The organism is Streptomyces griseoviridis, from assembly GCF_005222485.1.
Lineage (GTDB): Bacteria > Actinomycetota > Actinomycetes > Streptomycetales > Streptomycetaceae > Streptomyces > Streptomyces hintoniae.
In genome coordinates this window covers 897,321-921,694 of record NZ_CP029078.1, presented here as the reverse complement: position 1 = coordinate 921,694, position 24,374 = coordinate 897,321, and the positions used below count along the sequence as shown (strand labels likewise).

Sequence of the window (24,374 nt, the reverse complement as noted above, 5' to 3'; positions counted from 1 at the left end):
GGGTATCGACCATGTGGGGGACCCACGACCACGGACGGTAACCTGGCGGAGTGACTGGCTCCGAGACCTCCCCGATGTTCCGCCTCGCGTACGTCCCGGGGGTGACCCCCGCCAAGTGGGTGCGGGTCTGGCACGAGCGCCTTCCCGACGTCCCGCTGACCCTGCACGCCGTCCCGGACGCCGAGGCGTCCGACCTGATGCGCGCGGGCGGCGCCGACGCCGGATTCGTACGGCTGCCGGTCGACCGGACGTTCTTCAGCGCGATCCCGCTGTACACCGAGACGACGGTCGTCCTGGTGCCCAAGGACCACGTGATCACCGCGGCCGACGAGGTGACCCTGGAGGACCTCGCCGACGAGGTCGTCCTGCACCCCCTCGACGACGTCCTCGACTGGGACGGCCCGCCGGGAGAGGCGGCCTTCGAGCGGCCCGCGGACACGGCCGACGCCGTCGAGCTGGTCGCGGCGGGCATCGGCCTCCTCGTCGTCCCGCAGTCCCTGGCCCGGCTGCACCACCGCAAGGACCTCACCTACCGGACCGTCGTCGACGCCCCGCAGTCGAGCGTCGGCCTGTCCTGGCCCGAGGAGGCGACCACCGAGCTGGTCGAGGACTTCATCGGCATCGTCAGGGGCCGCACGGTCAACAGCACGCGGGGCCGCAAGCAGCCCGAGCCGCAGCCGAAGGAGAAGCGGCCGGACCCGGCGGCCCGCAGGAAGCCGGCCACGCCCAGGGCGAAGCCGGCGTCCGGCAAGGGAGCGCGCGGCGGCAACCGGGGCAAGCCGCGCCGCCGCTCGTAGCGCCGGCGGGCCCGCCCCGTCGCTTCAGCGACCCGGGCCACTCACGCCACATGCGTGACCGCGTCCACTTCCGTCCCGCACGCGCCATGGGGGTCCGCGCGGATGCCACGGAGGCCCGCGCACGCCATGGGGGCCCACGCACGCCATGGGGGCCCACGCACGCCACGGAGCCCCGCGCGCCCCTCACGCTCCGAGCACTCCGCAGGTTCCGAGCGCGCCGCGCGCGCCTCACCTTCCGCGCGCGCCTCACGTTCCGCGCGCGCTCCTCACATTCCGCGTGCTCCTCACGCGGGTGCGCGTCTCACGCCACGAACCTCGCCCGCTCCGCCGTCGCCACGACCGTCCGGCCGTCCGTCGCGCCGAGCAGCCCGGCCGTGACCCAGGTGGCCACCGTCGCGCGGACCCGGGTCACCAGCGCGGCCTTGGTGCAGAACGGCGCCCCGGACCAGATCTCGTCCAGCAGCGATGTCCCGTCCGCGCGGGCCGGGTTGGCGACCCCGGAGTCGACGGTGCCGAACACCACCGCCGGTTCCGTCCGCCGGAAGTAGGCGTGCGACGGGTCCTCCGTGCCCTCGAAGAACGGCGCGAACTCCGTTGTGCCCAGCCTGAGATGGAGCGGCTCGCCGGGCACGGGGGAGAAGCCGGGGAGCAGGTCGCCGGAGAGCGCCGCGTTGCGGTACAGCCCCAACTCCAGGTACTCCGTGGCCCGGTCGCGGGCGACCAGCAGCACCGGGCCGTGGAACAGGGCCTGGAGCGACGGGTCGTCGAGGGCCTTCTCCACCCGCAGTCCGAACGGGATCGCGACCCGGACCACGTCGCCGGGACGCCAGGTCCGTGACACCTCGAAGTACGTCCCGGGTGCCGGATCGCCGGGCACCGCACGGCCGTTGACCGTGACCCCGAACCCGGACGTCGCCCACCCCGGCACCCGCAGCCGCAGGGCGAACGCCGCCTCTTCGCCACCGACCGTGAGCGTGCTGCCCTGCTCGTTCGGGAAGCCGGTGGTCTGTGTGAGCGTCACGCCCCGCTCCGCCCAGCGCAGCGTGGACGGGCTGTAGAGGTTGACGTACAGGGCACTGCCGTCGGGCCGCGCGAAGTACACCGAGTCCTGGTACTTGGTGGCGTTCTCCAGACCGGTGCCCTCGCAGCAGGTCGTGCCCTGCTTCGGCGTGTAGTCCCGCACATGTCCTGGCGACAGCCCGATGAAGTACGTGACGAGCGGCTTCTCGGCGTCCGCCAGGTCCCGCTTGGAGCCGAGCACCTGGTTGTAGAGGGCCCGCTCGTAGTAGTCCATGTACGCCGGATTCTGCTCGTGAAGGAACAGGGCCCGGCTCAGCTTCAGCATGTTGTAGGCGCAGCACGTCTCGGCCGTCGTCGCCCCGATCGTCCCCGCGATCACCCCGGCGGCCTTCCAGAACTCGCCGGTGCTGGTGCCGCCGATGCCGTACATGCGGGTCGGGACGACCATGCCCCAGAAGTTCCTCGCGGCGGTGAGGTACCGCTGCTCGCCCGTCTCGTCGTACAGCCTGACCAGGCCCGTGAAGATCGGTATGTGCTGGTTGGCGTGGAGTCCGTCGAGGGTGTCGGTGTTCGCGGCGCAGGCGTCGATCAGCCGGTCGAGGTCGAACAGCCGGGCCAGCGCGAGGTGTTCGGCCTTCCCGGTGACCGCGTGGAGATCGCAGACCGCCTCCACGATGCCGCCGAACTCCCCGCTGGAGAAGATCCCCCACATCCGCTGGAGGGTCGCGGCGGGCAGCGCGGACAGCCGCGCGTACATCCAGTCGCCCATGCCGGACGCCAGGTCGAGCGCCCGGTCGTCGTCCGTCGCCGTGTGCGCGTCGAGCAGCCCCCGCAGGATCTTGTGGGCGGTGTAGTAGGGCGCCCACACCGTGGTGTAGTCGCTGCCGGTCATCGACTCCAGCCGGATGAACTGCGTCTCCGGGTACGCGGCCAGGAACCCGGGGTGGCTCGGACCGCCCCAGGTGCGGCGCAGGGTGGCGGCGAGGCCGCGGCCCGACGCGTCGGCGAACCGGCCGCCACCGGTCTCGTCGAAGGCGTACGAGGCCAGGTCGCCGCGGCCCGCGGGGGTGTCGGCCGGGCGGGCCGTCCGCAGCGCCGCCACCTCGTCCGCGCCCAGCGCCCGCGACCAGACGTCGAACCCGCCGAAGGCGCCCGCGAGGACCGGGTCGGCCGGGTAGGGGGAGCGGCCGAGCCAGTGGTGCGCCAAGGTGCCGAGGGCGGCCGGGGTGAGGGTCATCGCCGTGTTGCGGCCGACGGCGGTGCCGTCGACGTACAGCGTCCCGGTGCCGTCCGCGACGGTCACCGCGAGATGGCTCCACCGGTCCGTGGGCAGCGCGGCCGTGCCGTCGATGCCCTGCTCGCCACCGGCCCCGCCGGTCGTGACGGCGAAGCGGGGCACGCCGTTCGCGTTGCGGGCGGCGAGGTAGAGGTAGCGGATGGTGTCGTCGCCGAAGTCGAGGACGCGGGCCCAGGCGTCGTCGTGCGTGGGCTTCACCCAGGCGGCCAGGGTGACCGCGGACGCCCCGCCGAGGACACCGGCGGGCAGGTCGACGTACTGGTAGGAGCCGCGGCCCTGCTGCGCGGCGGCGCCGAACGGCCCCGGCACGCTCAGCACGGCCGGCTCCGCGCGCAGGGCCGCGCGCGCCTCGGTGAGCGCGCCGACGGCCGCGCCGATCTTCTCGGCGAACACCCGCTCCCCGGTGCTCGCGAAGGCCTGCGCCAGCATGGTGAGGAAGTGGCCGGTGTAGTGGCCGCGCAGATTGCCGTTCGCCTCGCCGTCGAGGCCCTCCCAGCCGCCGGGGGCCACCGCGTCGCCGGTGGGCAGCCCGGCGTTGGCGCGGAACACCTGGAGCAGCCGGTCGATGTCGTAGCCGCGGGCGTGGTCGAGCGTCAACTCCCGTTTGTCGGCGAAGACGCCCGCGCCGAGCGTCACGTCGGAGAGCGCGAAGGGCCGGACCGTCCAGGCGGCCGGCGCGGCGGCCGAGGCGACGGCCGGTCCGGCGCCGGCCCGGACGACCGCGGGGGTGGCGGCGGCGAGGGCCGCGGCCTGGAGAAGGGAACGTCGGGAGAGGGGCGGTGCCATGGTTGCGCCTCCGTGGGCCGGTCGTCCTGGGTGCGTGCGGGTCGCGCGGCGGTGCGCGCGGCGGTGCGTGCGGCGGTGCGTGCGGCGGCGCGTGCGGAGCGAGGGGCCCGAGGGAGGGCCCCGAGGGAGAGACGTCTCGCGCCGGCCGTCGGGGACGGGCGCTGTCCAGTACGCGCCACGCGCCAGGGAACGGTTCGTTATCTCGAACGACGTACGAGGTGCCGACCAGACGATAGGCAGGGGGCGGGTGGCGGTCAACGGGTCAGGAGCGACCGGTTCGAGTCAGCCGTTCCGTCGCGCCAGCCACTCCCACGCGTCCGCCGCCGTGAACGCCCGCTGGCCGCCCCGCACCAGCAGCCCCGCCGCCGCGAACGCCGGGTCGTCCGCCTGGGCCGGCACAGAGGGAACCGCGATGCACCGCATCCCGGCCGCGCGCGCGGCGGCGGCGCCGGGATCCGCGTCCTCGACGACCACGCAGTCGGCCGGGGCCGCGCCGAGCCGCCGGGCCGCCTCGAGGAACACGTCGGGCGCGGGCTTGCCCCGGGCCACCTCGTCCGCCGACACGGTCGTGCGCAGGTACGCGTCGAGGCCGGTCCCCGTGAGGATCGCGCCGATGGCCGCCCGCGACGACCCCGACGCCACCGCCATCGGCACCTCCTCGGCCGCGAGCAGCTCCACGAACGCCCGCATCTGCGGGTATACGCGCGTTCCGGCGGCGGCCAGCTCCAGATAGCGGCGGTCGGTGTCGGCGAGGAGGTCGGCGACGGAGGCGGTGAGACCGTAGGCCCGCTTCCACAGGGCGACCGTCTCCCGAGTGCTGATCCCGACGTACCGCTCGTGCTCGGCCCAGGAGAAGTCGGGCACGCCGTGCGCGGCGAGGGTCCGCCGGCCGGCCTCGTAGTAGTTCGGCTCGCTGTCGACCAGGGTGCCGTCGAGGTCGAAGACGACCGAGATGCCGTGGAGTCCGCTCACGCCGTCAGCATGTCAAAGGCCCCGCGGCGGACGGTCGCCCGGGTCACGTCCGGCTCGCCCGCCCGATCGACTCCACCAGCGGCAGCAGCCGTTGCGGCACCCGCTCGCGCAGCGCCACCTCGCTCCGGGTGCGGACCACGCCAGGCAGGCTGATCAGCTTCTGGATGACGTCCTCCAGATGGGCGTTGTCCCGCGCCACCACCCGGGTCAGCAGATCGCCGCCGCCCGTGATCGAGAACGCCTCGACGATCTCCGGGACGGCCGCGAGCGCGTCCCCGACATCGTCCAGATGGCCCTGGGTGACCTCGATGTGCACGAACGCCAGCACCGGATGGCCGAGTGCGGCGGGCGACAGCGTGGGCCCCGTGCCGGTGATCACGCCGTCCCGCTCCAGACGGTCGAGACGGGCCTGGACGGTGCCGCGCGCGACACCGAGGATCCTGGCGTACTCCCGCACGCTGGTCCTCGGCTGCTCCAGGAGCAGCCGCAGGATGCGGGTGTCCAACGCGTCGACGGGCATGCTCCCGGCCCTCCTGCCCACGGAAACCTGAACTTCCCCGACTGTACCAATGGCCCACCCCGGTGCCCCGCCCGACCTGGTCCGATGGCGCATCCGCCGTGCCGAGCCCCCCGTCGTCACTGGACCAATGGACCAGCCGATACGCGGTCGGTTGAGCCGGTGGCGCCGGGATGCTCTCATGGGCGTGGTCGATGGCGCTGCGGATACCGCGGCGCCTTTTTCGTGCCGGCGACAGTCGGTGACAGTGGGGGCAAGGGACAGTGCTGCGGAAGGTGTTCATGGCGCAGGACCCGGGCCGGACGCGGCTGCGCTTCGCCGCGCGGGCCGTGGTCGGCATCGGGCTCGCGGTCGCCGTCTGCGGTCTGGCGTGCCACTCACTGGTCGGCGTCGTCACCGGCGGACTCGCCGCGCTGCTCGCCCTGTTCACCGTCACGGACCCGACCGTCCGCGGGCAGGCGCTCACCACCGCGCTGCTGCCCGCCGTCGGCCTGCCCGTGCTCGCCCTCGCGGCCGGGCTCCACGACCGGCCCGCCGCCCGCGACCTCGCCTTCCTCGCGGTCGTCGGCGCGGGCGTCTACGCCAGACGATGGGGGCCGCGCGGGCACAGCCTCGGCGTCTTCGCGTTCATGACCTTCTTCGTGGCGCAGTTCCTGCACGCGACCACCGACCGGCTGCCCGAACTCTCCGCCGCCGTCGTACTGTCCGTGCTCACCGCGGCCGGCGTGCGGTTCGGCCTGTGGTGCTACGAACGCGGCAGGCCATCCGTCCCGCAGCCCGCCGCGCCCGGCGGCACGGGGCTGCGCCGGGTGACCACCCGGCAGGCGGTCCAGGCGACCGCGGGCGCGGGGTTCGCGCTGGTCGTGGGCCAGGCCGTGTCGGGGGAACGCTGGTACTGGGCCGTCGGCGCCGCCTGGTGGATCTTCGTCAACACCACCTCGCGGGGCGAGACCCTGGTGCGCGGCTTCCGCCGGGTCCTCGGCACCGTGATCGGCATCGGGCTCGGCCTGCCGCTCGTCGCGCCCCTGCACGGGGCGGCCGTCCCCACGGCCGCCTTGCTCGCCGTCTGCGTCTTCGGGATCTTCTACACGGCCGCCGTCTCCTACACCTGGATGATGCTCTGGGTGACCCTGCTCGCCGAACTGCTCTACGGGCTGCTGGGCGTGTTCACCCCCGGCCTGCTCGCCCTGCGGATCGCGGAGACCGCCGTCGGCGCCCTCGGTGCCGGGCTCGCCGTCCTCCTCGTCCTGCCCGTGACCACGCACGCGATCACCCACGCCTGGATCGAGCGCGCCCTGCGCTGCGTGCACGCCTGCACCGCCGAGGCCGCCGCCCGGCTGGCCGGCGCACCGGATGCCGACCCCGCCCCGCGCGTCGCCGAACTCGAACAACTCCTCGGCCGGGTACGGCTCTCCGTGGCCCCGCTCGTGCACCCGCTCAATCCGATGGCCGGGCGCAGACGACGGGCCCGCCGGGTCCTTGCCCTGCTCGACGACTGCGCCCGCGAGGTCCGCGGCCTGGTCGCCGTCGCCGCCGACCCGGAGGCCTCCCACGACGCCCGGCTCGCCGCCGCCTGCTGGCGGGTGGAGACGGCGGTGGAGGCCCTCACCGGAGGCGACGCGCGCGACCTCGCCGCCCACCCGGCGTACACCCCCGCCACCGAGCCCGCCCTCGCCCATCTGCACGGCCTCGAACGCGCCCTCGCCGAACTCGCCGCACCCCTGCGGACCCCGCCGGGCGCCCGGCTGGCCGACGCCTGAGCGACCGACGGGCCTCGCGACCGGCCCGCGCACCGCGCCCGCGACCCGCCGTGCGGTGGGCTCCCGGCGAGCCGCCCGGTCGTCGTCCGACCGGACGTCAGGACATCCGAACCCCCTTGGTCTAGACCGCAAGAGAGCGGCTGCTAGCGTCACCCCGGACGGCACAGCCGCGAGACTGCGAGCCGGCGAGACGACGAGCCGGCGAGACGACGAGAGGGGACTGCGGTGACTGACGGCGGCGCACGACGGAGGCGGGCCTTCATCGGGTCGTTCACGGCGGCGGGCGGGCCCGGCATCGTCACGGCGGCCGTGGCGCCCGGCGGGGGCGCGCTGACCGTCCTGCACAGCGTGACCGGCGTACCCGACCCGTCCTACCTCGCCCTCGCCCCCGACGGCCGGTTCCTGTACGCCGTCAGCGAGACGGCCGAGGGCGCGGTGGCCGCCTACCGGCTGACCGGTCAGCGGCCCGCACAGGCCGGGCCCGCGGTGCGCGTCGGCGGCCAGGGCCCCACCCACCTCAGCCTCTTCGACGGCCATGTCCTGACCGCCAACTACGGCTCGGGCAGCGTCACCGCCGTACCGGTGCGTCCCGACGGCACCCTGGCACCCGCCCTCTCCGCCGTGCTCCCGCACACCGGATCAGGACCGCACAGCCGCCGCCAACAGGCCCCGCACGCACACCAGGTGCAGCCCGACCCGAGCGGACGGTGGGCCGTCAGCGTCGACCTCGGCACCGACTCCGTCCGCGTCTGCACCCTGCGCGACGGCGCGCTCGCCGTGCACCGCGAGGCCCCCCTGCGTCCCGGCTCCGGCCCCCGCCACCTGGCGTTCCACCCGGGCGGCGACCACGCGTACGTGCTGAACGAACTCACCCCGACCGTCACCGTCTGCCGCTGGCGGGGCGAGGACGGCACGCTGGTGCCCCTCACCGAGGCGCAGGTCCTGCCCACCGCCCCGGCCGGCGACGCCTATCCGTCGGGCATCGCCGTCTCGCCCGACGGCCGCTTCGTCTGGACGGCGACCCGCGGCGAGGACGTCCTGTCCACCTTCGCCGTCGAGGACGCGGGCGCGCGCCTGCGGCTGCTCGGCACCACCCCGTGCGGCGGCGACTGGCCGCGCGCCATCACCGTCTCGGACGGCTATCTGTACTGCGCCAACGAGCGCTCGGGCGACGTCTCCTGGTTCACCCTCGACCAGCACACCGGCCTGCCCCTCTACGACGGCCGCGTCACGGTACCGGCCGCCTCCTGCGTCGTCCTGGACTGACGGGAGGCGAAGGGGCGCCGCACGGCCCTGAGGCACCGGCGGGCCGTTCCCCCGCCGGGCGGGCGCGGCAGGCGCGGGCGGGCATGGCGTGCGCGGCGCGGCCGGGCGGCGGGCGCGGCGCGGGCGTGGGCGGGCCGTCCCGCCGGCCTCACGCGCCCCCTGCTCCCCGCTCCTTGCTCCCCGCTTGTTGCCCTCCGTTCCTTGCCCCCGCCGCGCCGCTCCCCGCCGCCTCGCTCCTCACCCCGCACGCCGAAGGGCCCGCCCCGATGATCTCGTGGCGGGCCCTTCGGCGTCGTTCGTCGGTACGGTGTCCAGTGCCCGCGTCAGCGGACCGGCGCCCCCTGCGGCTGCTGCGGGGCGATGCCCAGGGCCGAGGTGTACTTGGCCAGGGCGAGCTTGCCGATCGCCGGATAGGGGCCGAGCGCCTCGGACGCGGCGCAGCCCACTTCCTTGGCCGCTTCCTCGACCAGGCCGGGGTCGATCTCGGGACCGATCAGATACGGCGCGAGCGCCAGCTGCTGCGAGCCCGAGGCGCGCAGCTGCTCGGCGACGTCCGCGATCGAACCGTCCTGGTCGAGCGCCGCCGCCATCACCGGCACGGCCAGCCGCGCGGCGAGCAGCATGCCGGTGATCCCGGCCGCCTGCACCGCCTCGTCGCCGCCCACCGACGCCAGGATGATGCCGTCGGCCGCCGTGGCCACGGTGAACAGGCGGGCCCGGTCGGCGCGGGCCAGACCGGCCTCCGACAGCCGCACGTGCAGCGCCTCGGCGAGCAGCGGGTGCGGGCCGAGCACATCGGTCAGCTCGGCCGCGATCCGGCTCTCCATGACGGCCTGCCTGACCTGACGCAGCAGCGAGTTGTCGGGCCCTGCCAGCAGCGGCACCACGACGGCGACCGGGCCGTCGGGCTGCTTGACGTCGAGACCGGCGGCCTTGGCCTGCTCGTAGCGGGCCGTACGCACCTCGGCGGCGTGCGTCAGCACGGCCTGCAGCGTGGGGAACTCCGCGTCGTCCCCGTCCAGATATCCGATGCGCGCGTCGAGGCCGGGCAGCTCGGAGCGGGCGATGCTCACGACCTCCTCGGCGAGGCCGCGGGTGGCTGACCCGGGAGTGCCCGGCACCGCGAGGACGAGCGCGGGCGCGCCCTCGGGAGCCGCCAGGGGTTCGGGGCGGCGGTGCCGCCCTGGCTGGCGGGGTCGCGGCATTCGTACTGGCAGGCCGGACGCGGGCCCAGTGGGGGAGCTCATGGCGCCGCATGTTACTGGCTCAGCGGGTTCCCCTGTTCGGGGAGGGTGCAGGTGAGCGGTATCCGTCCGGTTTTGTCTGATGAGTTACGTACAGATCAGAAGTGATCAGCGGTAAGAAATCAGCCTCTTACGGACGTGACGGTGAGCAACGCGTCGTCACACGGCAGCGTGAGCGACCCGGTGACCAGCTCGGACGCGATCCGCACCGACCCCAGCAACGGGTCCCCGGCCGCGGGCACCCGCTCAGCCCCGGGCACCAGCCGGGCCAACTCCTCGGCCAGCGGCCCGACGAGCACGTCCCCCATCTTGAACAGGCCCCCGGTGAAGGCCACACGGGGCTCGCCCCCGGCCGGGCAGACGGCCGCCGCCGACTCGGCCATCGCCCGTGCCGCCGACCGCAGGATCCCGGCCGCGACCTGATCGTCCGCCGCGCACTCCGCGACCCGGGGCGCGAACGACGCGAGCACGGCGGGCCGGTCGGTCCGCGGATAGAGCAGCCCCGGCAGCCCCGGCATCGGCCCGAACTCCCGCTCGGCGCACGCCAGCAGCGCCGTCGAGCCGCCCGCCCTGCCGTCGAACGCGCGCAACGCCGCTTCGAGCCCGGCCCGCCCGATCCAGGCGCCGCCCCCGCAGTCGCCGAGCAGATGCCCCCAGCCGTCCGCCCGACGCCAGCCGGTGAGGTCCGTGCCGAGGGCGATCAGACCGGTGCCGGCCGCGACCACCGCGCCGGGACGCGGGCCGAGGGCACCGGCGTAGGCGGTCACCGCGTCGGCGGCCAGAGCGAGGGTGTCGGCCCCGAACTCCCGCCTCACGGCGGCCGGCAGCTCGGCGCGCAGCGCGTCACCGAGGGTGGCGAGCCCGGTGGCCCCGACCACGACGGTGTCCAGGCGGCCGACACCGCTCTCCTCGGTCAACGCCCGCACCATCGGCACCAGTTGCCCCATCAGATGCTCAGGGTCGATGCCCCGCGGGCCCGTCCGCACCGGCTCACCTGAGCGCCGTTCGGCCAGCACCCCGCGCGCCACGGTCCCGACGGCCACCCGGAGCCCCGACCCACCGGAGTCGACGGCGAGATAGCCGCCCGAGCCGCCCGCGTGGTCCGTGCCGACGGTGCCGGCCGTGTCGTCGCGGGCTGCCGTGTCCGGCCGGTCCCGCCTGGTTCGCCGCGCCGGTCCGGTCCCTCGTCCACCCCGGCCGGTCACGGCAGGCGCCAGTCCACCGGCTGTCCGCCCTGGCCGACCAGCAGGTCGTTGGCCCGGCTGAAGGGACGGGAACCGAAGAAGCCGCGGTCGGCGGACATCGGCGAGGGGTGCGCCGACTCCACCGAGGGCAACTGCCCCAGCAGCGGGCGGAGGTTGCGGGCGTCCCGGCCCCAGAGGATGGAGACCAGCGGCTTGCCGCGTCCGGCCAGCGCGCGTATCGCCTGCTCGGTGACGGCCTCCCAGCCCTTGTCGCGGTGGGCGCCCGGCTTGCGCGGGGCGGTGGTGAGCGCCCTGTTGAGCAGCAGGACGCCCTGGCGCGTCCACGGCGTCAGATCGCCGTTGGAGGGCTGGGGAAGCCCCAGGTCGGTGTTCATCTCCCGGAAGATGTTGATGAGGCTGCCGGGCAGCGGCCGCACGTCGGGCGCCACCGAGAACGACAGGCCCACCGCGTGCCCGGGGGTCGGATAGGGGTCCTGACCGACGATCAGGACGCGTACCTCGTCGAAGGGTTGCTGGAACGCGCGCAGGACGTTCGCCCCGGCCGGGAGGTAGGTGCGTCCCGCGCCGATCTCCGCGCGCAGGAAGTCCCCCATCTCGGCGATCCGTCCCGCGACGGGTTCGAGGGCGTCCGCCCAGCCTGCTTCGACGATCTCATGCAAAGGTCGTGGTGCCACGGGCGTCACCCTACTGCCGTACGGGAGACGGAGATCACCCAGTGGTCGAGGCGGGACCGGCCGGGCCGGGTGGTGCTGTTCATGAGCGCCTTTCACAGGGACGGGCAGGATCGAGCGGGAGCTACGGGAGCTACGGGAGCTACGGGAGTTAGGGGAGTTAGGGAGTTACGGGTGCGACGGGTGCAGTGGCAGTAACCCGATGATCGGGCGGAGCGGGCGGGGCAGGCGAAGCGGAAGAAGGAGACGGGGAGGCCGAGGTCGCCGAGGGACGGGCGCGGCCTCGACCGCCCCGGGCCATCCGCTGTTCGCCAGTCTGCACCCCACCACTGACAGTGCCCCTCGGAAGAGGTGCCGCCGCAGGTCGGTGCGTTGATGGGAGGGGAGCGCGGGGGCCAGTGCGGTCGCTGAGCGCGGACGTCCGCTCACGGCGGCCGCCGGCCGCCACCGTCGGATCACAGCCGTGGGCCTGAGCAATCGGTGCGCCCGGCGCGTATGGGAGAGCGATCGGGGGAGGTCGTGCGCGCATGAGGAGGGTGCCTTCGATGGCGTTCCGTGGTCCGAGGGTCTGGCTGTGGCGCTGGCGGCGCAACCCCCTCAAGCGCCGTGCCGACACCGTGGAGGCGTGGGTCCTGCTCGGCACGTGGCTGCTCACCGCGCTGCTCGGGGTGTCCGCGGGGCATGCGGCGGCCCGGTCCGTCGAGAACGGGATGGCGCGCGAGCGCGTCGAGTGGACGGTCGTGCGGGGCGTCCTCGTCGAGAAGGCGCCGGGGCGCACCGACCGGGAGACCGCCGACTCCCGTGACCGGGTGTGGGGCACCGTCCGCTGGGTCGCCCCGGACGGCACCCGCGCCACCGGCCAGATCCGGGTCGCCCCGGGCAGCGTGGCCGGCACCCCGGTCACCGTGTGGACGGACCGGGTCGGCCGCCTGGTGTCCGAGCCCGCCACCGCCGCCGAGGCCCGGCTCAGGGCCACCTTCGTCGGCGGTCTCGTGGGCCTGAGCGCGGCGGCGATGCCCCTCGTCGGCGGCCGGCTCCTGTGCGGCCGGCTGCGCCGCCACCGGCTCGACCGCTGGGACGTCGCATGGGCGCGCTTCGACCCGCTGGGGGACCGCAGGACCGGCTGAGCCGCCCCGGCCGCGGGCTCAGCCACCCTCCAGCACCTCCCGGCACACCCGCAGCAGCCGCTCGTCCGCGAACGCGCCGTGCCCCGCCCACCCGCCGGGGGAGGCGGTGTGGCGGCGCGGCGAGGCGAGTTCCGCGCGCACCAGATCGTGCAGGGGCGCGCCCGCAGGGCCGAGGGCGGCCAGGCAGTCGGCGATCGGGCGGCGGGTGAGCGGGTCCTCCGCCCAGGCGGCCCGCAGCACCGCCGCCGCCGTGGCCGCGTCCCCTCCACCCGCGCTCCCGTCACCCCCGCCGGGCCCGCTGGTCTCCCCGCCCCCTCCGATCCGCCCCGGCGCCTCGCCCCCTCCGATCCGCCACACCGCGCACGCCGCCGCCACCCGCTCCCACGGCTGCGCGGAGCGCGCCATGCGGCGCAGCTCGGGCAGTGCCGGACGGGCCGCCTGCCCGAGCCTGGCCAGCGAGTCGGCCGCCGCGAGCCGTGTCCGGGACTGCTCGTTCGCCAACTCCCTCATCAGCACCGGCCGTACGGCGTCCGGGTCGCCCTGGAGGGACCAGAGCGCGTCCGCCGCGGTGACCGCCCACTCGGAGTCGAGCAGGGAGCGGAGCACCGGCGCCGCGTCCTGGGCCGCGGGGCCGAACGCCCCCAGCGTCCGCACCGCCGACGCCACCAGCACCTCGCGTGACCGCACCCCCTCGGGCACCCCCAGCACCACCCGGAGCACCTCGGGCACGGCGCGCGCGTCCCGCAGCGCGGCGAGCGCCGACAGCAGGGGCGTCGCCCGCGCATACGCCTCGGGGGAGTGGAGGGCGGTGGTGGCCAGCCGGTGCCGCAGCGCGGGCGCCAGCGGGACGGCGGCGCGGCCGAGGTGGACGACGACGTTCCCCAGGTCGTCCGGTACCACCGGCCCGGACAGGACGAACGCCAGCACCGGCACCGCCCTCGGATCGCCGCTCCTGGCGAGGGCCTTGAGCGGGTCGCCGAGCGTCGGCGCACCGCGCTCCCACTGCCGTACCCACAGGTCGGAGTGGGCGCCCACCAGCGCGTCCAGGTGGTCGGCGGCCGGGGCGGCGAGGTCGTACAGGTCGCTCAGCACCGACATGGCCGCCTCCCGTAACCGGCCCTTCCCCTCGGCCAGTTGGGCACCGATCAGCTCGACGGGACGGCGGTAGTCACCGCGCCAGCCGTGCAGCAGACCCGCCGACATCCACACCGCGTTGCACCGGTCGGAGGGGTCGGGGCTGGTCAACTGGCCCTCCAGCAGGGCGATCCGGTCGGCGACCCGGTCGCCGAGACCGCCGTGCAGGGTGCGCAGCAGCTGCGAGCCCTCCTCGTCGGACGGCCGCAACTGCCGTATCCGGCCGACCAGGGTGTCGGTGGCGGGCCGCTCCGGCTCGTCGGCGCGGTGCGGGACGCGTTCGCGCGAGCGGTCCCTGAGCAGCCCGACGACCGTGTCCACCAGGTCGGCCGGGAGCAGGTCGGGTGCGCAGCCGGTGAGCTGGCCGAGCGCGGCGAGCCGCTGCCCCGGCCCGTACGGGGGCGCGCTGAGCCCGGTCAGCAGGGTGACCGCGGGCCGGGCCTGCCCGGGGTGGCGGCGGGCGAACAGGCCGAGGCTCTCGGTGAGGGCGACCAGCACCCGGTCGTCCCGCTCCACCGCGACGCGCTGCCGCAACAGGTCCAGGACGCGCGCCGGTTCGTCGAGGAACCGGACGAGGGCGCCGGGCGCCGCCCGCCGCACCCCCGGGTCCAGGTCCCCGGCCAGCCGGGCGAAGGCGGGCGCACCCGCGCGGACCGCCGTCCGCGCCATCAGGTACGACTCCCGCACCGGCTCGGCGACCCGGTCGAGGTCGAGCGCCGGGGCGCCCGCGCCGCCGTCCGAGCCGTCCTCGCCGCCGATGCTGACCAGCAGCTCCACCACCTCGTCGCGATCATGCACCTCCTCGCGCTCCACCAGTTCGAAGAGGAACGGCAGACAGGCGAGCGTCGAGTCGTAGACGTCCCCCTGGTGGTGCACCGCGCCGTACATCCCGTCGAGCGCGACCTCACGCTCGGCCCGGTCGGCGGAGGCGAGCCCCCACAGCAGCGCCGGTACGTCCTCCGCGCTGCCGTAGGCATGGCGCATCGAGGCCCAGTCGACCTCGTCGATCCCCGTGAACACGTTGTCCTCCCCGCACGAAGTGCCACTGATCGTGAGTCTGCACCACGGCACTGACAACCAAGCGGAATCGGGGAGTGACTGTGCGCGATCCGGACGCGCGCGACAGCGCCCTGCGGGCGCCGGCTCAGACGGAGCCGGGCAGCGCGCGGTCCAGGATCGCCGTGAGGTCGGCGCCGTCGGGCAGGGTGCCGAAGGCGTGGCCCCAGTCGCCCGCCAGCCGGGTCGCGCAGAACGCGTCGGCGACGGCGGGCGGGGCGTGCCGCACCAGCAGGGACGCCTGGAGGACCAGCGCGATCCGCTCCACCAGGCGTCTGGCTCCGGCCTCGGACCCGGTGGCGAGGAGGTCCCGCAGGCCGCGCACGGCGGTGTCCAGCCGCCCGTCCGCCCCCGTGGCCAGGGCGAGTTCGTCGAACAGGGCCTGCGCGGTGCCGGAATCGCGCCGCAACGCCCGCAGCACATCGAGGGCGTTGACGTTGCCCGAGCCCTCCCAGATCGACAGCAGTGGCGCCTCCCGGTAGTGCCGGGGCATGCCGGACTCCTCCACGTAGCCGTTGCCGCCCAGGCATTCGAGCGCCTCCGCCGTGAAGGCCGGACCCCGTTTGGTGACCCAGTACTTGCCGACGGCGGTCGCGATCCGCCGGAACGCCGCCTCGCGCGCGTCCCCGCGCACCGCCCGGTCGGCGGCGCCGGCGAGGCGCAGGGTGAGCGTCGTGGCGGCCTCCGACTCCAGCGCGAGATCGGCCAGAACGTTGCGCATCAGGGGCTGTTCGGACAGCCGTGCCCCGAACGCGCGGCGGTGCGTGGCGTGGTGGCCCGCCTCCAGGAACGACGCGCGCATCAGCGTCGCCGACGCCATCACGCAGTCCAGGCGCGTGCAGTTGACCATCTCGATGATGGTCTTCACCCCGCGCCCCTCGGGCCCCACAAGCCAGGCCACCGTGCCGTCGAACTCCGGCTCGGAGGACGCGTTGGAGCGGTTGCCGAGCTTGTCCTTGAGCCGCTGGATGCGGAACGGGTTGCGGGTGCCGTCGGGAAGGACACGCGGCACCAGGAAGCAGGAGAGGCCGTCCGGGGCCTGCGCGAGCACCAGGAACACATCGCACATCGGGGCCGACGTGAACCACTTGTGCCCGCGCAGCGTGTACACGCCCGGTTCGGCGGTCGGGGTCGCCGCCGTGGTGTTGGTCCTGACGTCGGAGCCGCCCTGCTTCTCCGTCATCCCCATGCCCGCGAGCAGCCCGCGCTTGTCCGTGGGGACGGTGAGGCCGGGCTCGTACACCCGGCTGGTCAGCAGGGGCTCGTAGACCTTGGCCAGATCGGGCTGCGCGCGCAGCGCGGGGACGGCGGCGTACGTCATCGACGTGGGGCAGCCGTGCCCGGCCTCGGTGTGCCCCCACACCAAGCCGCCCGCCGTCCGCGCCACATGGGCGCCCGGCCGCTCGTCGGCCCAGGGTGCCCCGGCGAGTCCCGCGCCGACCGCGACCTCCATCAGCCGGTGCCAGCTCGGGTGGAAGTCGACCTCGTCGACGCGGTGTCCGTACCGGTCGTGGGTGCGCAGCACGGGCGCGTGGTCGTTGGCCAGCTCGCCCCACTCGCGCGCCTCGGCGCCGCCGGCCCGCAGCCCGAGCGCGCGCACCTCCGCCTCGGCCCATCCGGCGCCCTCCCGGCGCACCCCCTCCAGCAGAGCGGCGTCCTCGGAGGCGTCGTAGGGGGTCAGCGGCGGCGGCTGGTTGGTGACGTCGTGGGTGACGTACGGCGACTGCGGCGGGGTGGGCGCGGAGGTCTTGGCTGCCATCCCTCCATGTTGCATGAACTCGACGACTGTCGCAATACTGCAACATGAACGGCGCACGTAAGGTACCGACCATGCGGATCGACGTCACCGAGCGGCCGGGCGGGGCCGACCTGCGCCCGCTCTCCGCGCGCTCGGTCGTACTGAGCCTCCTGCTGGGCACCCATCCACCGGAGCTGCCGGTGCGGGACCTGGTCCGCGCGGTGTCCGCCTTCGGGGTCGGCGGCTCCACGCTCAGGGCGGCGCTCAGCCGGATGGTGGCCGCCGGGGACCTGGTGCGCGCCGACGCCGTCTACCGGCTCAGCGACCGGCTGCTCGACCGCCAGCGCCGTCAGGACGAGGCGGTGCGTCCCGGCACGCGCGCGTGGAGCGGCGACTGGGAGATGGTGGTGATCACCGCCACCGGCCGGGAGCCCGCCGAACGGGCCGAGTCGCGCGCCCGGTTGACCGCCCTGCGGCTGGCCGAACTCCGCGAGGGCGTCTGGCTGCGCCCCGCCAACCTGACCCGGCCGCTGCCGGACGGCCTCGTCCGGGTGGCGCAGTCCTACACCGCCCGCCCCGACGGCCCGGCACCCGAACTGGCCGCGCGCCTGTGGCCGTTGGACGCCTGGTCGGCCACCGCCCGCGCGCTGCTGGCCAGCGGCGCCGAGGCGCACCGGCCTGCCGACCGCCTCACCGTCTTCGCCGCCGCGGTCCGCCATCTGCTCGCCGACCCCGTCCTGCCGCCCGGACTCCTGCCCGCCGACTGGCCGGGCGCCGAGCTGCGCACCGCGTACGCCCGCTACCGGGGCGAGATCGCCGAGTCGATCGGCCACTGAGGCCGGGAGTCGGCACACCGCCGCCGCGCATGGCGCGACGGCCGTCGGGCGTGCTCCCCGCGCACGGCGGCGGCCGTACGGAGCGCCGTGCGGGAGGCGTTCCGTACGGCCGGGTTCACCGTGGGGGGAGTGCGCGGGCCCGCGCGGCTACTTGTACGTGATGTCCGACGTCGCGTACTTGCAGTACGTCGAGTCGGGACCCGTGCCGTTCGTGGTCGGCTCCGCCCCCGTGCTGTTCCCGATGTACTTCTGGCAGGGGATGATCTTCTTGCTCGAGTCGCCCACGATGGTGATGTTCTTCAGGGTCGCGCTGTCGCCGTAGTTGGTGTTGATGCCGACGATCCGGCTGCCCTTGTAGGTCGCCTCGATGGTGTTGAGGTTGATCGTGCGCTTGTACTGCGTCTTGCAGTTGCCGCAGGAGCGCACGAAGGTGCCGAACGTCTGCGCCGCGAAGTTCGAGACGTTCAGCGTGCCGGCGCCGTTGAACTGGAAGACCTTGTCGCTGGCCTCCTTGGCGCCCCCGCCCGAGACGGTGTAGACGTTCGACGACGAGGAGCCGAGGAAGGTGGCCGCGTCCTCGCCGACGTCCTCCCACCACACGTTCTGGAGCGTGCAACTGCCCAGGCAGTGGATGCCGTCGGCGGCGGGCGAGCCGATGATCACGTTCTTCAGCGTGGCGCCCGCCGCGAGTTCCAGGATCGGCCCCTGGTCCTCGTCCTGGCCTCCGGTGCCCAGGTCGCCGCTGCCGTACAGGCGCAGCATCCCGTAGTCCTTGGTGCCGGAGACCTTGATGGTGGCGGTGACCGCCTGGCTGCCGCTCGCGGACGGCCAGGTCGCGGCGCTCGCCGGGGTCAGCGCTCCGCTAGTCATGATCATGCCAACGGTGAGTCCCGCGGCGGCGAGTCCGGCGCCGAGTGCGCGCGGGCGCCCGCGCCGGGGTGGGGGTGACGTCATGTCCCGATGCCTTCTTCCAGGTGGGGGGAGGGTCAGAGCTTGCCCGAGCCCGCGCCGGACGTCACCGAGGCGACGACCGATGAGGCGGGTTCGGCGGTGTAGGTGTACGGGGGCTTGGTGAACGTCCCGGTCCTGGAGATCTCGGTGGCGGCTCCGCCGAGGTCGTTGCCCGAGAGGTTCGCGTAGCCGTCCACGTCGCTGTCGCGGCTGGTGGTGACGGCGACCGTGGTCGATCGGAACACGTTGTTCTCGACGAACATCTGGGCGCCCATCCGCGAGTGGACGGCCGTCGCGGCACCGACGACGTAGTTGTCGTAGAAGTGCCCGGTGCCGAACCGCAGGCTGGGGATGCGGGAGTTGACGTTGTTGAAGTAGTTGTGGTGGTACGTGACCCTCAAGTGCCCGGTGTCCTCGGACGAGTTGTTGTCGCTGTGGCCGACGAGCGAGCCCTTGAAGTGGTCCTTGAAGGTGTTCCAGGACACCGTCACGTAGTCCGAGGCGTGCGTGATGTCCAGCAGCCCGTCGTAGTAGTCCTTGTCGTGGTCGCGGTCGGCCGAGAAGGAGTTGTGGTCGATCCAGACCTTGGTGGACTCCTGGACGGTGATCCCGTCGGACGGCGCCACCGGTTTGCTGATGTTCAGGTTGCGGACGACGACGTTCGTCACCTTCTTGAGCCGCAGCCCGCCGCCGGTGAACCCGGAGGCCGAACCGACGCCCAGGACCGTGGTGTTGGAGCCGACGTCGACCTGACCGCTCAGCGAGATCAGGCCGTTGACCTTGACTACCTTGGCGGTGCTGCCCGTGACGGCCGACTTGAAGGCGTCCAGCGTCGAGACGGTGACGGCGGTCGCGCTGCCGCCGCCCGTGGTGCCGGCGCCGAACCCGACGGGCGCGGTGTCGGCCGCCCCCGCGGACTGGGGGAGGGCGATCGCGGCGACGGCCGCGAGCGCCACCGCCGTGGCTGACAGAGTCACTCTTCGCGTGTGTGCGGGTGAGGGGCGAGAGGCGCGAGTACGCATGCGGGTGCGTCCCTTCAGAAATCCGTTGATCGCGTACGTGAACGATGTGCAAGATGCTGAACCCTGTGCGTGAGCAGGGTGGCCGTTCGGGCCGGAATGCGGCTCCGGAAGACCCTCGCGGTCACACTGCTGAACGGAACGTAGGGGGCAAGCGCTTTCTAGTCAACGCTTCGCGCAGTACACATCCAGCCACTCCCGGCGGGCGGCGGAAGGCGGCGGAAGGGGCGCGAACAGGGCTGTGGGAGCGCTTCCGTGCCAGTCGTGTCCATGCCACCATGCCGACGGGCGCACTCCCGCCGCACTCTGAATGTGGGAGCGCTCCCACATGTCAACCATCGAACCTTCCGCCGAGAAAGGGGCAAGGACGTGACCCCCCGCACCCGCCCGCACCCACCACGGCGTTCGTCGCTCGTGGCCCTGCTCGCCGTCCTGCTGCCGTTCCTCACGGCCGGCCTGCTCGCCGCCCCCCAGGCCGCGGCCCGCACCGCGCCGGACGCCCGCGCGGAGGCGGCCCCCGCGGCGGCCGTCGCCCGCGCCACGACCGCCGCCGCCGTCCCGGCCGCCACCCTCACCGAGGTCACCGGCTTCGGCGCCAACCCCAGCAACCTCCAGATGTACGTGTACGTGCCGGCCAACGTCGCGGCGCACCCGGCCGTCGTGGTCGCCGTCCACTACTGCACGGGCTCGGGCCCCGCCATGTACGCGGGCACCGAGTTCGCCTCGCTCGCCGACAGCTACGGATTCGTGGTCGTCTACCCGTCGGTCACCCGGGCCAGCAAGTGCTTCGACGTGGCCTCGCCCGCGGCCCTGCGACGCGGCGGCGGCAGCGACCCGGTCGGCATCAAGTCGATGGTCGACTGGGTCGCCACCCAGTACTCCGCCGACACCACGAAGGTCTTCGCGACCGGCATCTCCTCGGGCGCGATGATGACGAACGTGCTGCTCGGCGACTACCCGGACGTGTTCGCGGCCGGCGCCGCCTTCTCCGGCGTCCCGTTCGGCTGCTTCGCCACCACCGACGGCTCGGAGTGGAACAGCGCCTGCGCGGGCGGCACGGTCAGCCACACCCCGCAGGAGTGGGGCGATTTGGTGCGCGGCGCCTACCCCGGCTACACAGGTCCCCGCCCGCGCATGCAGCTGTGGCACGGCACCACCGACGACACCCTGCGCTACCCCAACTTCGGGGAGGAGATCAAGCAGTGGACGAACGTCCTCGGCGTGAGCCAGACGCCCGCGGCCACCGACACGCCCGCCACCGGCTGGACCCGCACCCGCTACGGCGCCACCGGTGACCAGGCGCCCGTCGAGGCGATCAGCCTCCAGGGCGTCGGCCACAACCTCTACGCCAACGGCATGGCCGCCCGCGCCCTGACCTTCTTCGGCCTCACCGCGGGTGGCACCGGACCCCAGCCGCCCGCCGGGCCCTGCAAGGTGGCCGTCACCACCAGCGCCTGGAACACCGGCCTGACCGCCACCGTCACGCTCACCAACACCGGCACCACGGCGATCGACGGCTGGCGGCTCGCCTTCACGCTGCCCTCGGGCCAGGCCGTCACGAACGGCTGGAACGCGACGATCGCCCCGTCGTCCGGCGCGGTGACGGCGACGAACGTCGCCTACAACGGCGCCGTCGCCCCGAACGCGAGCGTCTCCTTCGGCTACCAGGCGACCCACACAGGCAACAGCGCGTCGCCGGGCGCCTTCACGCTCAACGGCACGGCCTGCACGACGGGTTGATACCGGACGGCGGTGCCCGGCCGCCCTCGCGGGGCGACCGGGCGCGGCGGGCGGCCCATGGACCTGGCGGCGTGGGGCGCGGCTCTCAGACCGACCGGTGGTACTGGTCGGGAACGTGCACCTCCGCGCCCAGCCCGCGGGCCGCGCGCCTGGCCCAGGACGGGTCCCGCAGCAGCTCACGGCCGAGCAGGACGGCGTCGGCCTCGCCGTTGCCCAGGATCTTCGCGGCCTGCTCGGGCTCGGTGATCAGGCCGACGGCCGCGACCGGCATCGGCGTCTCGGCCTTCACCCGGGCCGCGAACGGCACCTGGTAGCCGGGCCCGACCGGGATGCGGACGCCGGAGGCGTTGCCGCCGGTCGACACGTCGAGCAGGTCGACGCCGTGGGCGTGCAGTTCGGCGGCGAAGCGGACGGTGTCGTCCGGGGTCCAGCCCGCGTCGTCCAGCCAGTCGCTCGCCGAGATCCGGAAGAACAGCGGCTTGTCGTCGGGCCACACCTCCCGTACCGCGTCGACGACCTCGAGCGCGAACCGGGTGCGGTTCTCCCAGGAGCCGCCGTAGGCGTCGGTGCGGTGGTTGGAGTGCGGGGAGAGGAACTCGTTGATCAGATAGCCGTGGGCGCCGTGGATCTCCGCGACCTCGAACCCCGCGGCCAGCGCGCGCCGGGCCGCGTCGACGAACTGCCCGACGATCTCCTTGATCTGATCGACCGTCAACTCGGTCGGAACCGGGTGCCGTTCGTCGAAGGCGATGGCGCTCGGCGCGACCGGCTGCCAGCCGTGGGCCTCGGGGCCGACCGGCGCGCCGCCCTTCCAGGGCCGGTCGGTGGACGACTTGCGCCCGCCGTGGGCGAGCTGGATGCCGGGCACCGTGCCCTGCGAGACCAGGAACCGGGTGATCCGGCGGAACGCCTCGACCTGGGTGTCGTTCCAGATGCCCAGGTCGTACGGGGAGATCCGGCCCTCGGGCGAGACGGCGCTGGCCTCGACGATGATCAGTCCGGTGCCGCCGGCGGCGCGGGCGGCGTAGTGCGCGAAGTGCCAGTCGTTCGGGGCGCCGGTCTCCGGGCCCTCGGGCGCCGCCGAGTACTGGCACATCGGCGGCATCCAGACACGGTTGGGGACGGTCACTCCACGCAGGGTGAAAGGCTCGAAGAGCGCGCTCACGGCGGACTCCATTCATCACGGGACCGGGGGTCACTCGTACGATAGGCATCGTAGTACGTGAGATGTCAAACTACGATGGGTCTCGTACAATCGTCAGTGGGTCCGCGACCGGGCCGCGCACCCCCGCGCGGGGGTGCGGACCGAGCCCGCAGAGGAGTGACCGTGACCAGTGCCGCCGCGCCCAGCCGCGAGCTTCCGCATCCGGCCCTGGCGGAGATCCGCCTGGAAGGGGTGCTGCACGCCCTCTCCGACCCGGTGCGCCTGCGGATCGTGTCCGAACTCGCTTCCGACGGAGGCGAGTTGGCCTGTTCGCACTTCGACCTTCCGGTCACCAAGTCCACCAGCACCCACCACTTCCGGGTGCTGCGCGAATCCGGCGTGGTCCGGCAGGTCTACCGCGGCACGGCGAAGCTGAGCGCGCTGCGCAGGGAGGCGCTAGACGACCTCTTCCCGGGGCTGCTCGACGCCCTTCTCGATGCCGCCGACCGGCAGGCCCTGCGGCTCGGAGAGTGAACGGGCCCTGCCCGGAAGGTGGTTGAACAGCAGGTTCAGCGCGATCGCGGTGAGGCAGCCCGCGCTGATGCCGCTGTTCATGACCGTCTGGAACCAGTCGGGGAACTTCTCGTACACCGTCGGCACCCCGACCGGCAGCATGCCCACGGCCACCGACACCGCGACCACGGTCAGATTGTCGTTGCCCTTGAAGTCGACCCGGGCGAGCGTGCGCAGGCCGCTCGCCGCGACCGATCCGAACATCACGAGGCCCGCACCGCCCAGCACGGGCGCGGGTATCGCCGCGACCACCGCGCCCAGCTTGGGCAGCAGCCCGAGCAGCACCAGCATGCCGCCGGCCGCGGCCACCACCCAGCGGCTGCGCACCCGGGTCATCCCGACCAGCCCGACGTTCTGCGCGTACGCCGTGTAGGGGAAGGTGTTGAAGACGCCGCCCAGCACGGTCGACAGGCCGTCGGCCCGCAGCCCGTCGGAGAGCGACCGCGGCTCCACCTCGCGCCCGGTCATCTCGCCCACCGCGATCAGGTCGCCGGTCGTCTCGGTCATCGTCACCAGCGCGACGACCAGCATCGAGATGATCGCCGACGCCTGGAAGACGGGCGCCCCGAAGTGGAACGGCGTGCTGACGCCCAGCCAGTCGGCGTCCCCGACCCCGCCGAAGTCGGTGAACCCGAACGGGACCGCCACCGCGAGACCCACCGTGATGCCGATCAGCACGGCGATCCGGCCGAGGAAGGCGGGCGCGAACCGCTGCACACCGAGCACCACTGCGAGCACGAACGCGGCCAGCGCCAGGTTCTTCGGCGCCCCGAAGTCCTCGGCGCCCGCGCCGCCCGCGGCCCAGTTGCCGGCGACCGGCAGCAGCGAGACGCCGATGATCAGGATCACCGTGCCGGTCACCAGCGGCGGGAAGAACCGCAGCAGTCTGCCGAAGACCGGTGCGAGCAGCACGATCGCCAGCCCCGCGACGATCACCGAGCCGTAGATCGCCGGCAGCCCGCCGCCGGTCGTGCCGATGAGCACCATCGGCGACACCGCCGCGAAGGTGCAGCCCTGCATGATCGGCAGCCGCACCCCGAACCGCCAGAACCCGACGCACTGGATGAGCGTCGCGATCCCGCACACCAGCAGGTCGGCGGTGATGAGATAGGCGAGATCGGCCGGCGACAGCTTCATCGCCCCGCCCACGATCAACGGAACGGCGACGGCGCCCGCGTACATCGCCAGGACGTGCTGGAGCCCGAAGGCGGCCAACTGGCGTGCCGGTGGCACCTCGTCGGCGGGATGTGCGGAGGTGGCAGTAATCATGGGGACTCCTGGACGGCGGCGGGGGATGGCATCCGAACAGCACCCGACGGTAGGACCGTTAAACAGTTTGTTGATTGCGACCGTGTTGCCGACGCGTGTCATGCCCACCCGGACGCCGGCCGGGCCGGTCCCGCCGGGCCGGCGCTCGGCCGGTGGGGTGCGGGTGGCGGCGGGCGCGCGTGTCCGTTCGTATGGAATGTGATCATGCGGTTACGTTGCGTATGTGCTAGAAGCATCCTTTCTTAATCTTTC

The 24,374-nt window shown here is 73.9% G+C and carries 19 protein-coding genes; 7 read left to right on the top strand and 12 right to left on the bottom strand.

Features of this window, described 5'->3' with window-relative positions; all coding sequences use genetic code 11:
- Positions 1-50 precede the first annotated feature (50 nt).
- A complete protein-coding gene (locus DDJ31_RS03875; protein ID WP_127181696.1) occupies positions 51-797 on the top strand; it encodes a LysR family substrate-binding domain-containing protein in 747 nt (248 codons plus the stop codon).
- A 301-nt stretch (positions 798-1,098) separates the two neighbouring features.
- On the opposite strand, the gene DDJ31_RS03870 is transcribed toward DDJ31_RS03875, so the two are convergent.
- From DDJ31_RS03870 to DDJ31_RS03860, 3 genes are all read right to left on the bottom strand, one after another.
- Positions 1,099-3,900: a beta-L-arabinofuranosidase domain-containing protein gene (locus DDJ31_RS03870; RefSeq protein ID WP_127181697.1), complete on the bottom strand. Its 2,802-nt coding sequence runs from the start codon at positions 3,898-3,900 to the stop codon at positions 1,099-1,101.
- Between the two features lie 282 nt (positions 3,901-4,182).
- The gene (locus DDJ31_RS03865) at positions 4,183-4,872 is read right to left on the bottom strand and encodes an HAD family hydrolase (protein ID WP_127181698.1); all 690 of its coding nucleotides are present in this window, start codon (positions 4,870-4,872) and stop codon (positions 4,183-4,185) included.
- 43 nt (positions 4,873-4,915) lie between these two features.
- Entirely contained in the window at positions 4,916-5,392 is a 477-nt protein-coding gene (locus tag DDJ31_RS03860) for an Lrp/AsnC family transcriptional regulator (protein WP_127181699.1), read from the bottom strand.
- Positions 5,393-5,652: 260 nt separating this feature from the next.
- On the opposite strand from DDJ31_RS03860, the gene DDJ31_RS03855 reads away from it, so the two are divergent.
- Both DDJ31_RS03855 and DDJ31_RS03850 read left to right on the top strand, forming a co-directional pair.
- Positions 5,653-7,149, top strand: a complete 1,497-nt coding sequence (locus tag DDJ31_RS03855; RefSeq protein ID WP_127181700.1) for an FUSC family protein — start codon at positions 5,653-5,655, stop codon at positions 7,147-7,149.
- A 225-nt stretch (positions 7,150-7,374) separates the two neighbouring features.
- Positions 7,375-8,415 (top strand): lactonase family protein, encoded by a 1,041-nt coding sequence (locus DDJ31_RS03850; protein WP_127181701.1) that lies wholly within the window; start codon positions 7,375-7,377, stop codon positions 8,413-8,415.
- A gap of 323 nt (positions 8,416-8,738) precedes the next feature.
- Here DDJ31_RS03850 and DDJ31_RS03845 read toward each other — a convergent pair whose 3' ends face one another.
- The 3 genes from DDJ31_RS03845 to DDJ31_RS03835 form a co-directional block, all read right to left on the bottom strand.
- Positions 8,739-9,662 (bottom strand): sirohydrochlorin chelatase, encoded by a 924-nt coding sequence (locus DDJ31_RS03845; protein ID WP_127181702.1) that lies wholly within the window; start codon positions 9,660-9,662, stop codon positions 8,739-8,741.
- A gap of 119 nt (positions 9,663-9,781) precedes the next feature.
- Positions 9,782-10,864 (bottom strand): N-acetylglucosamine kinase, encoded by a 1,083-nt coding sequence (locus DDJ31_RS03840; RefSeq protein ID WP_127181703.1) that lies wholly within the window; start codon positions 10,862-10,864, stop codon positions 9,782-9,784.
- Entirely contained in the window at positions 10,861-11,538 is a 678-nt protein-coding gene (locus tag DDJ31_RS03835; protein WP_127181704.1) for a uracil-DNA glycosylase, read from the bottom strand. The genes DDJ31_RS03840 and DDJ31_RS03835 overlap by 4 nt, the downstream gene beginning before the upstream one ends.
- A gap of 542 nt (positions 11,539-12,080) precedes the next feature.
- Here DDJ31_RS03835 and DDJ31_RS03830 point away from each other — a divergent pair.
- The gene (locus tag DDJ31_RS03830) at positions 12,081-12,662 is read left to right on the top strand and encodes an Rv1733c family protein (protein ID WP_127181705.1); all 582 of its coding nucleotides are present in this window, start codon (positions 12,081-12,083) and stop codon (positions 12,660-12,662) included.
- Positions 12,663-12,680: 18 nt separating this feature from the next.
- Here DDJ31_RS03830 and DDJ31_RS03825 read toward each other — a convergent pair whose 3' ends face one another.
- Positions 12,681-14,816 carry a HEAT repeat domain-containing protein gene (locus DDJ31_RS03825; protein ID WP_127181706.1) on the bottom strand — a complete coding sequence of 712 codons (2,136 nt, stop codon included), beginning with the start codon at positions 14,814-14,816 and terminating at the stop codon, positions 12,681-12,683.
- 124 nt (positions 14,817-14,940) lie between these two features.
- Positions 14,941-16,611 (bottom strand): acyl-CoA dehydrogenase family protein, encoded by a 1,671-nt coding sequence (locus DDJ31_RS03820; protein ID WP_127181707.1) that lies wholly within the window; start codon positions 16,609-16,611, stop codon positions 14,941-14,943.
- A 71-nt stretch (positions 16,612-16,682) separates the two neighbouring features.
- On the opposite strand from DDJ31_RS03820, the gene DDJ31_RS03815 reads away from it, so the two are divergent.
- Positions 16,683-17,426: a PaaX family transcriptional regulator C-terminal domain-containing protein gene (locus DDJ31_RS03815; protein WP_127181708.1), complete on the top strand. Its 744-nt coding sequence runs from the start codon at positions 16,683-16,685 to the stop codon at positions 17,424-17,426.
- 147 nt (positions 17,427-17,573) lie between these two features.
- Here the strand turns inward: DDJ31_RS03815 and DDJ31_RS03810 are convergent, their stop codons facing one another.
- Both DDJ31_RS03810 and DDJ31_RS03805 read right to left on the bottom strand, forming a co-directional pair.
- The gene (locus DDJ31_RS03810; protein WP_431028819.1) at positions 17,574-18,302 is read right to left on the bottom strand and encodes a pectate lyase; all 729 of its coding nucleotides are present in this window, start codon (positions 18,300-18,302) and stop codon (positions 17,574-17,576) included.
- A 110-nt stretch (positions 18,303-18,412) separates the two neighbouring features.
- The gene (locus DDJ31_RS03805) at positions 18,413-19,399 is read right to left on the bottom strand and encodes a pectate lyase family protein (protein ID WP_127181710.1); all 987 of its coding nucleotides are present in this window, start codon (positions 19,397-19,399) and stop codon (positions 18,413-18,415) included.
- 366 nt (positions 19,400-19,765) lie between these two features.
- On the opposite strand from DDJ31_RS03805, the gene DDJ31_RS03800 reads away from it, so the two are divergent.
- Positions 19,766-21,136 carry an extracellular catalytic domain type 1 short-chain-length polyhydroxyalkanoate depolymerase gene (locus DDJ31_RS03800; RefSeq protein ID WP_240678294.1) on the top strand — a complete coding sequence of 457 codons (1,371 nt, stop codon included), beginning with the start codon at positions 19,766-19,768 and terminating at the stop codon, positions 21,134-21,136.
- Between the two features lie 85 nt (positions 21,137-21,221).
- On the opposite strand, the gene DDJ31_RS03795 is transcribed toward DDJ31_RS03800, so the two are convergent.
- Complete coding sequence (locus DDJ31_RS03795) at positions 21,222-22,301, bottom strand: NADH:flavin oxidoreductase/NADH oxidase (protein ID WP_127181711.1); 1,080 nt, start codon at positions 22,299-22,301, stop codon at positions 21,222-21,224.
- 162 nt (positions 22,302-22,463) lie between these two features.
- Between DDJ31_RS03795 and DDJ31_RS03790 the strand changes: the two genes are divergently transcribed.
- Positions 22,464-22,814 (top strand): ArsR/SmtB family transcription factor, encoded by a 351-nt coding sequence (locus DDJ31_RS03790; protein WP_240678295.1) that lies wholly within the window; start codon positions 22,464-22,466, stop codon positions 22,812-22,814.
- On the opposite strand, the gene DDJ31_RS03785 is transcribed toward DDJ31_RS03790, so the two are convergent.
- Positions 22,737-24,122 (bottom strand): nucleobase:cation symporter-2 family protein, encoded by a 1,386-nt coding sequence (locus DDJ31_RS03785; protein WP_127181713.1) that lies wholly within the window; start codon positions 24,120-24,122, stop codon positions 22,737-22,739. The two genes, DDJ31_RS03790 and DDJ31_RS03785, sit on opposite strands and share 78 nt — an antisense overlap.
- Between the last annotated feature and the right edge of the window lie 252 nt (positions 24,123-24,374).

What these genes read in the sequence shown, in the direction of transcription:
- DDJ31_RS03815 (WP_127181708.1), top strand. Translation starts at nt 16,683, where the DNA reads ATGCGGATCGACGTCACCGAGCGGCCGGGCGGGGCCGACCTGCGCCCG.
- DDJ31_RS03845 (WP_127181702.1), bottom strand. Translation starts at nt 9,662, where the DNA reads ATGAGCTCCCCCACTGGGCCCGCGTCCGGCCTGCCAGTACGAATGCCG.
- DDJ31_RS03830 (WP_127181705.1), top strand. Translation starts at nt 12,081, where the DNA reads ATGGCGTTCCGTGGTCCGAGGGTCTGGCTGTGGCGCTGGCGGCGCAAC.
- DDJ31_RS03860 (WP_127181699.1), bottom strand. Translation starts at nt 5,392, where the DNA reads ATGCCCGTCGACGCGTTGGACACCCGCATCCTGCGGCTGCTCCTGGAG.
- DDJ31_RS03870 (WP_127181697.1), bottom strand. Translation starts at nt 3,900, where the DNA reads ATGGCACCGCCCCTCTCCCGACGTTCCCTTCTCCAGGCCGCGGCCCTC.
- DDJ31_RS03805 (WP_127181710.1), bottom strand. Translation starts at nt 19,399, where the DNA reads ATGCGTACTCGCGCCTCTCGCCCCTCACCCGCACACACGCGAAGAGTG.
- DDJ31_RS03785 (WP_127181713.1), bottom strand. Translation starts at nt 24,122, where the DNA reads ATGATTACTGCCACCTCCGCACATCCCGCCGACGAGGTGCCACCGGCA.
- DDJ31_RS03810 (WP_431028819.1), bottom strand. Translation starts at nt 18,302, where the DNA reads ATGATCATGACTAGCGGAGCGCTGACCCCGGCGAGCGCCGCGACCTGG.
- DDJ31_RS03820 (WP_127181707.1), bottom strand. Translation starts at nt 16,611, where the DNA reads ATGGCAGCCAAGACCTCCGCGCCCACCCCGCCGCAGTCGCCGTACGTC.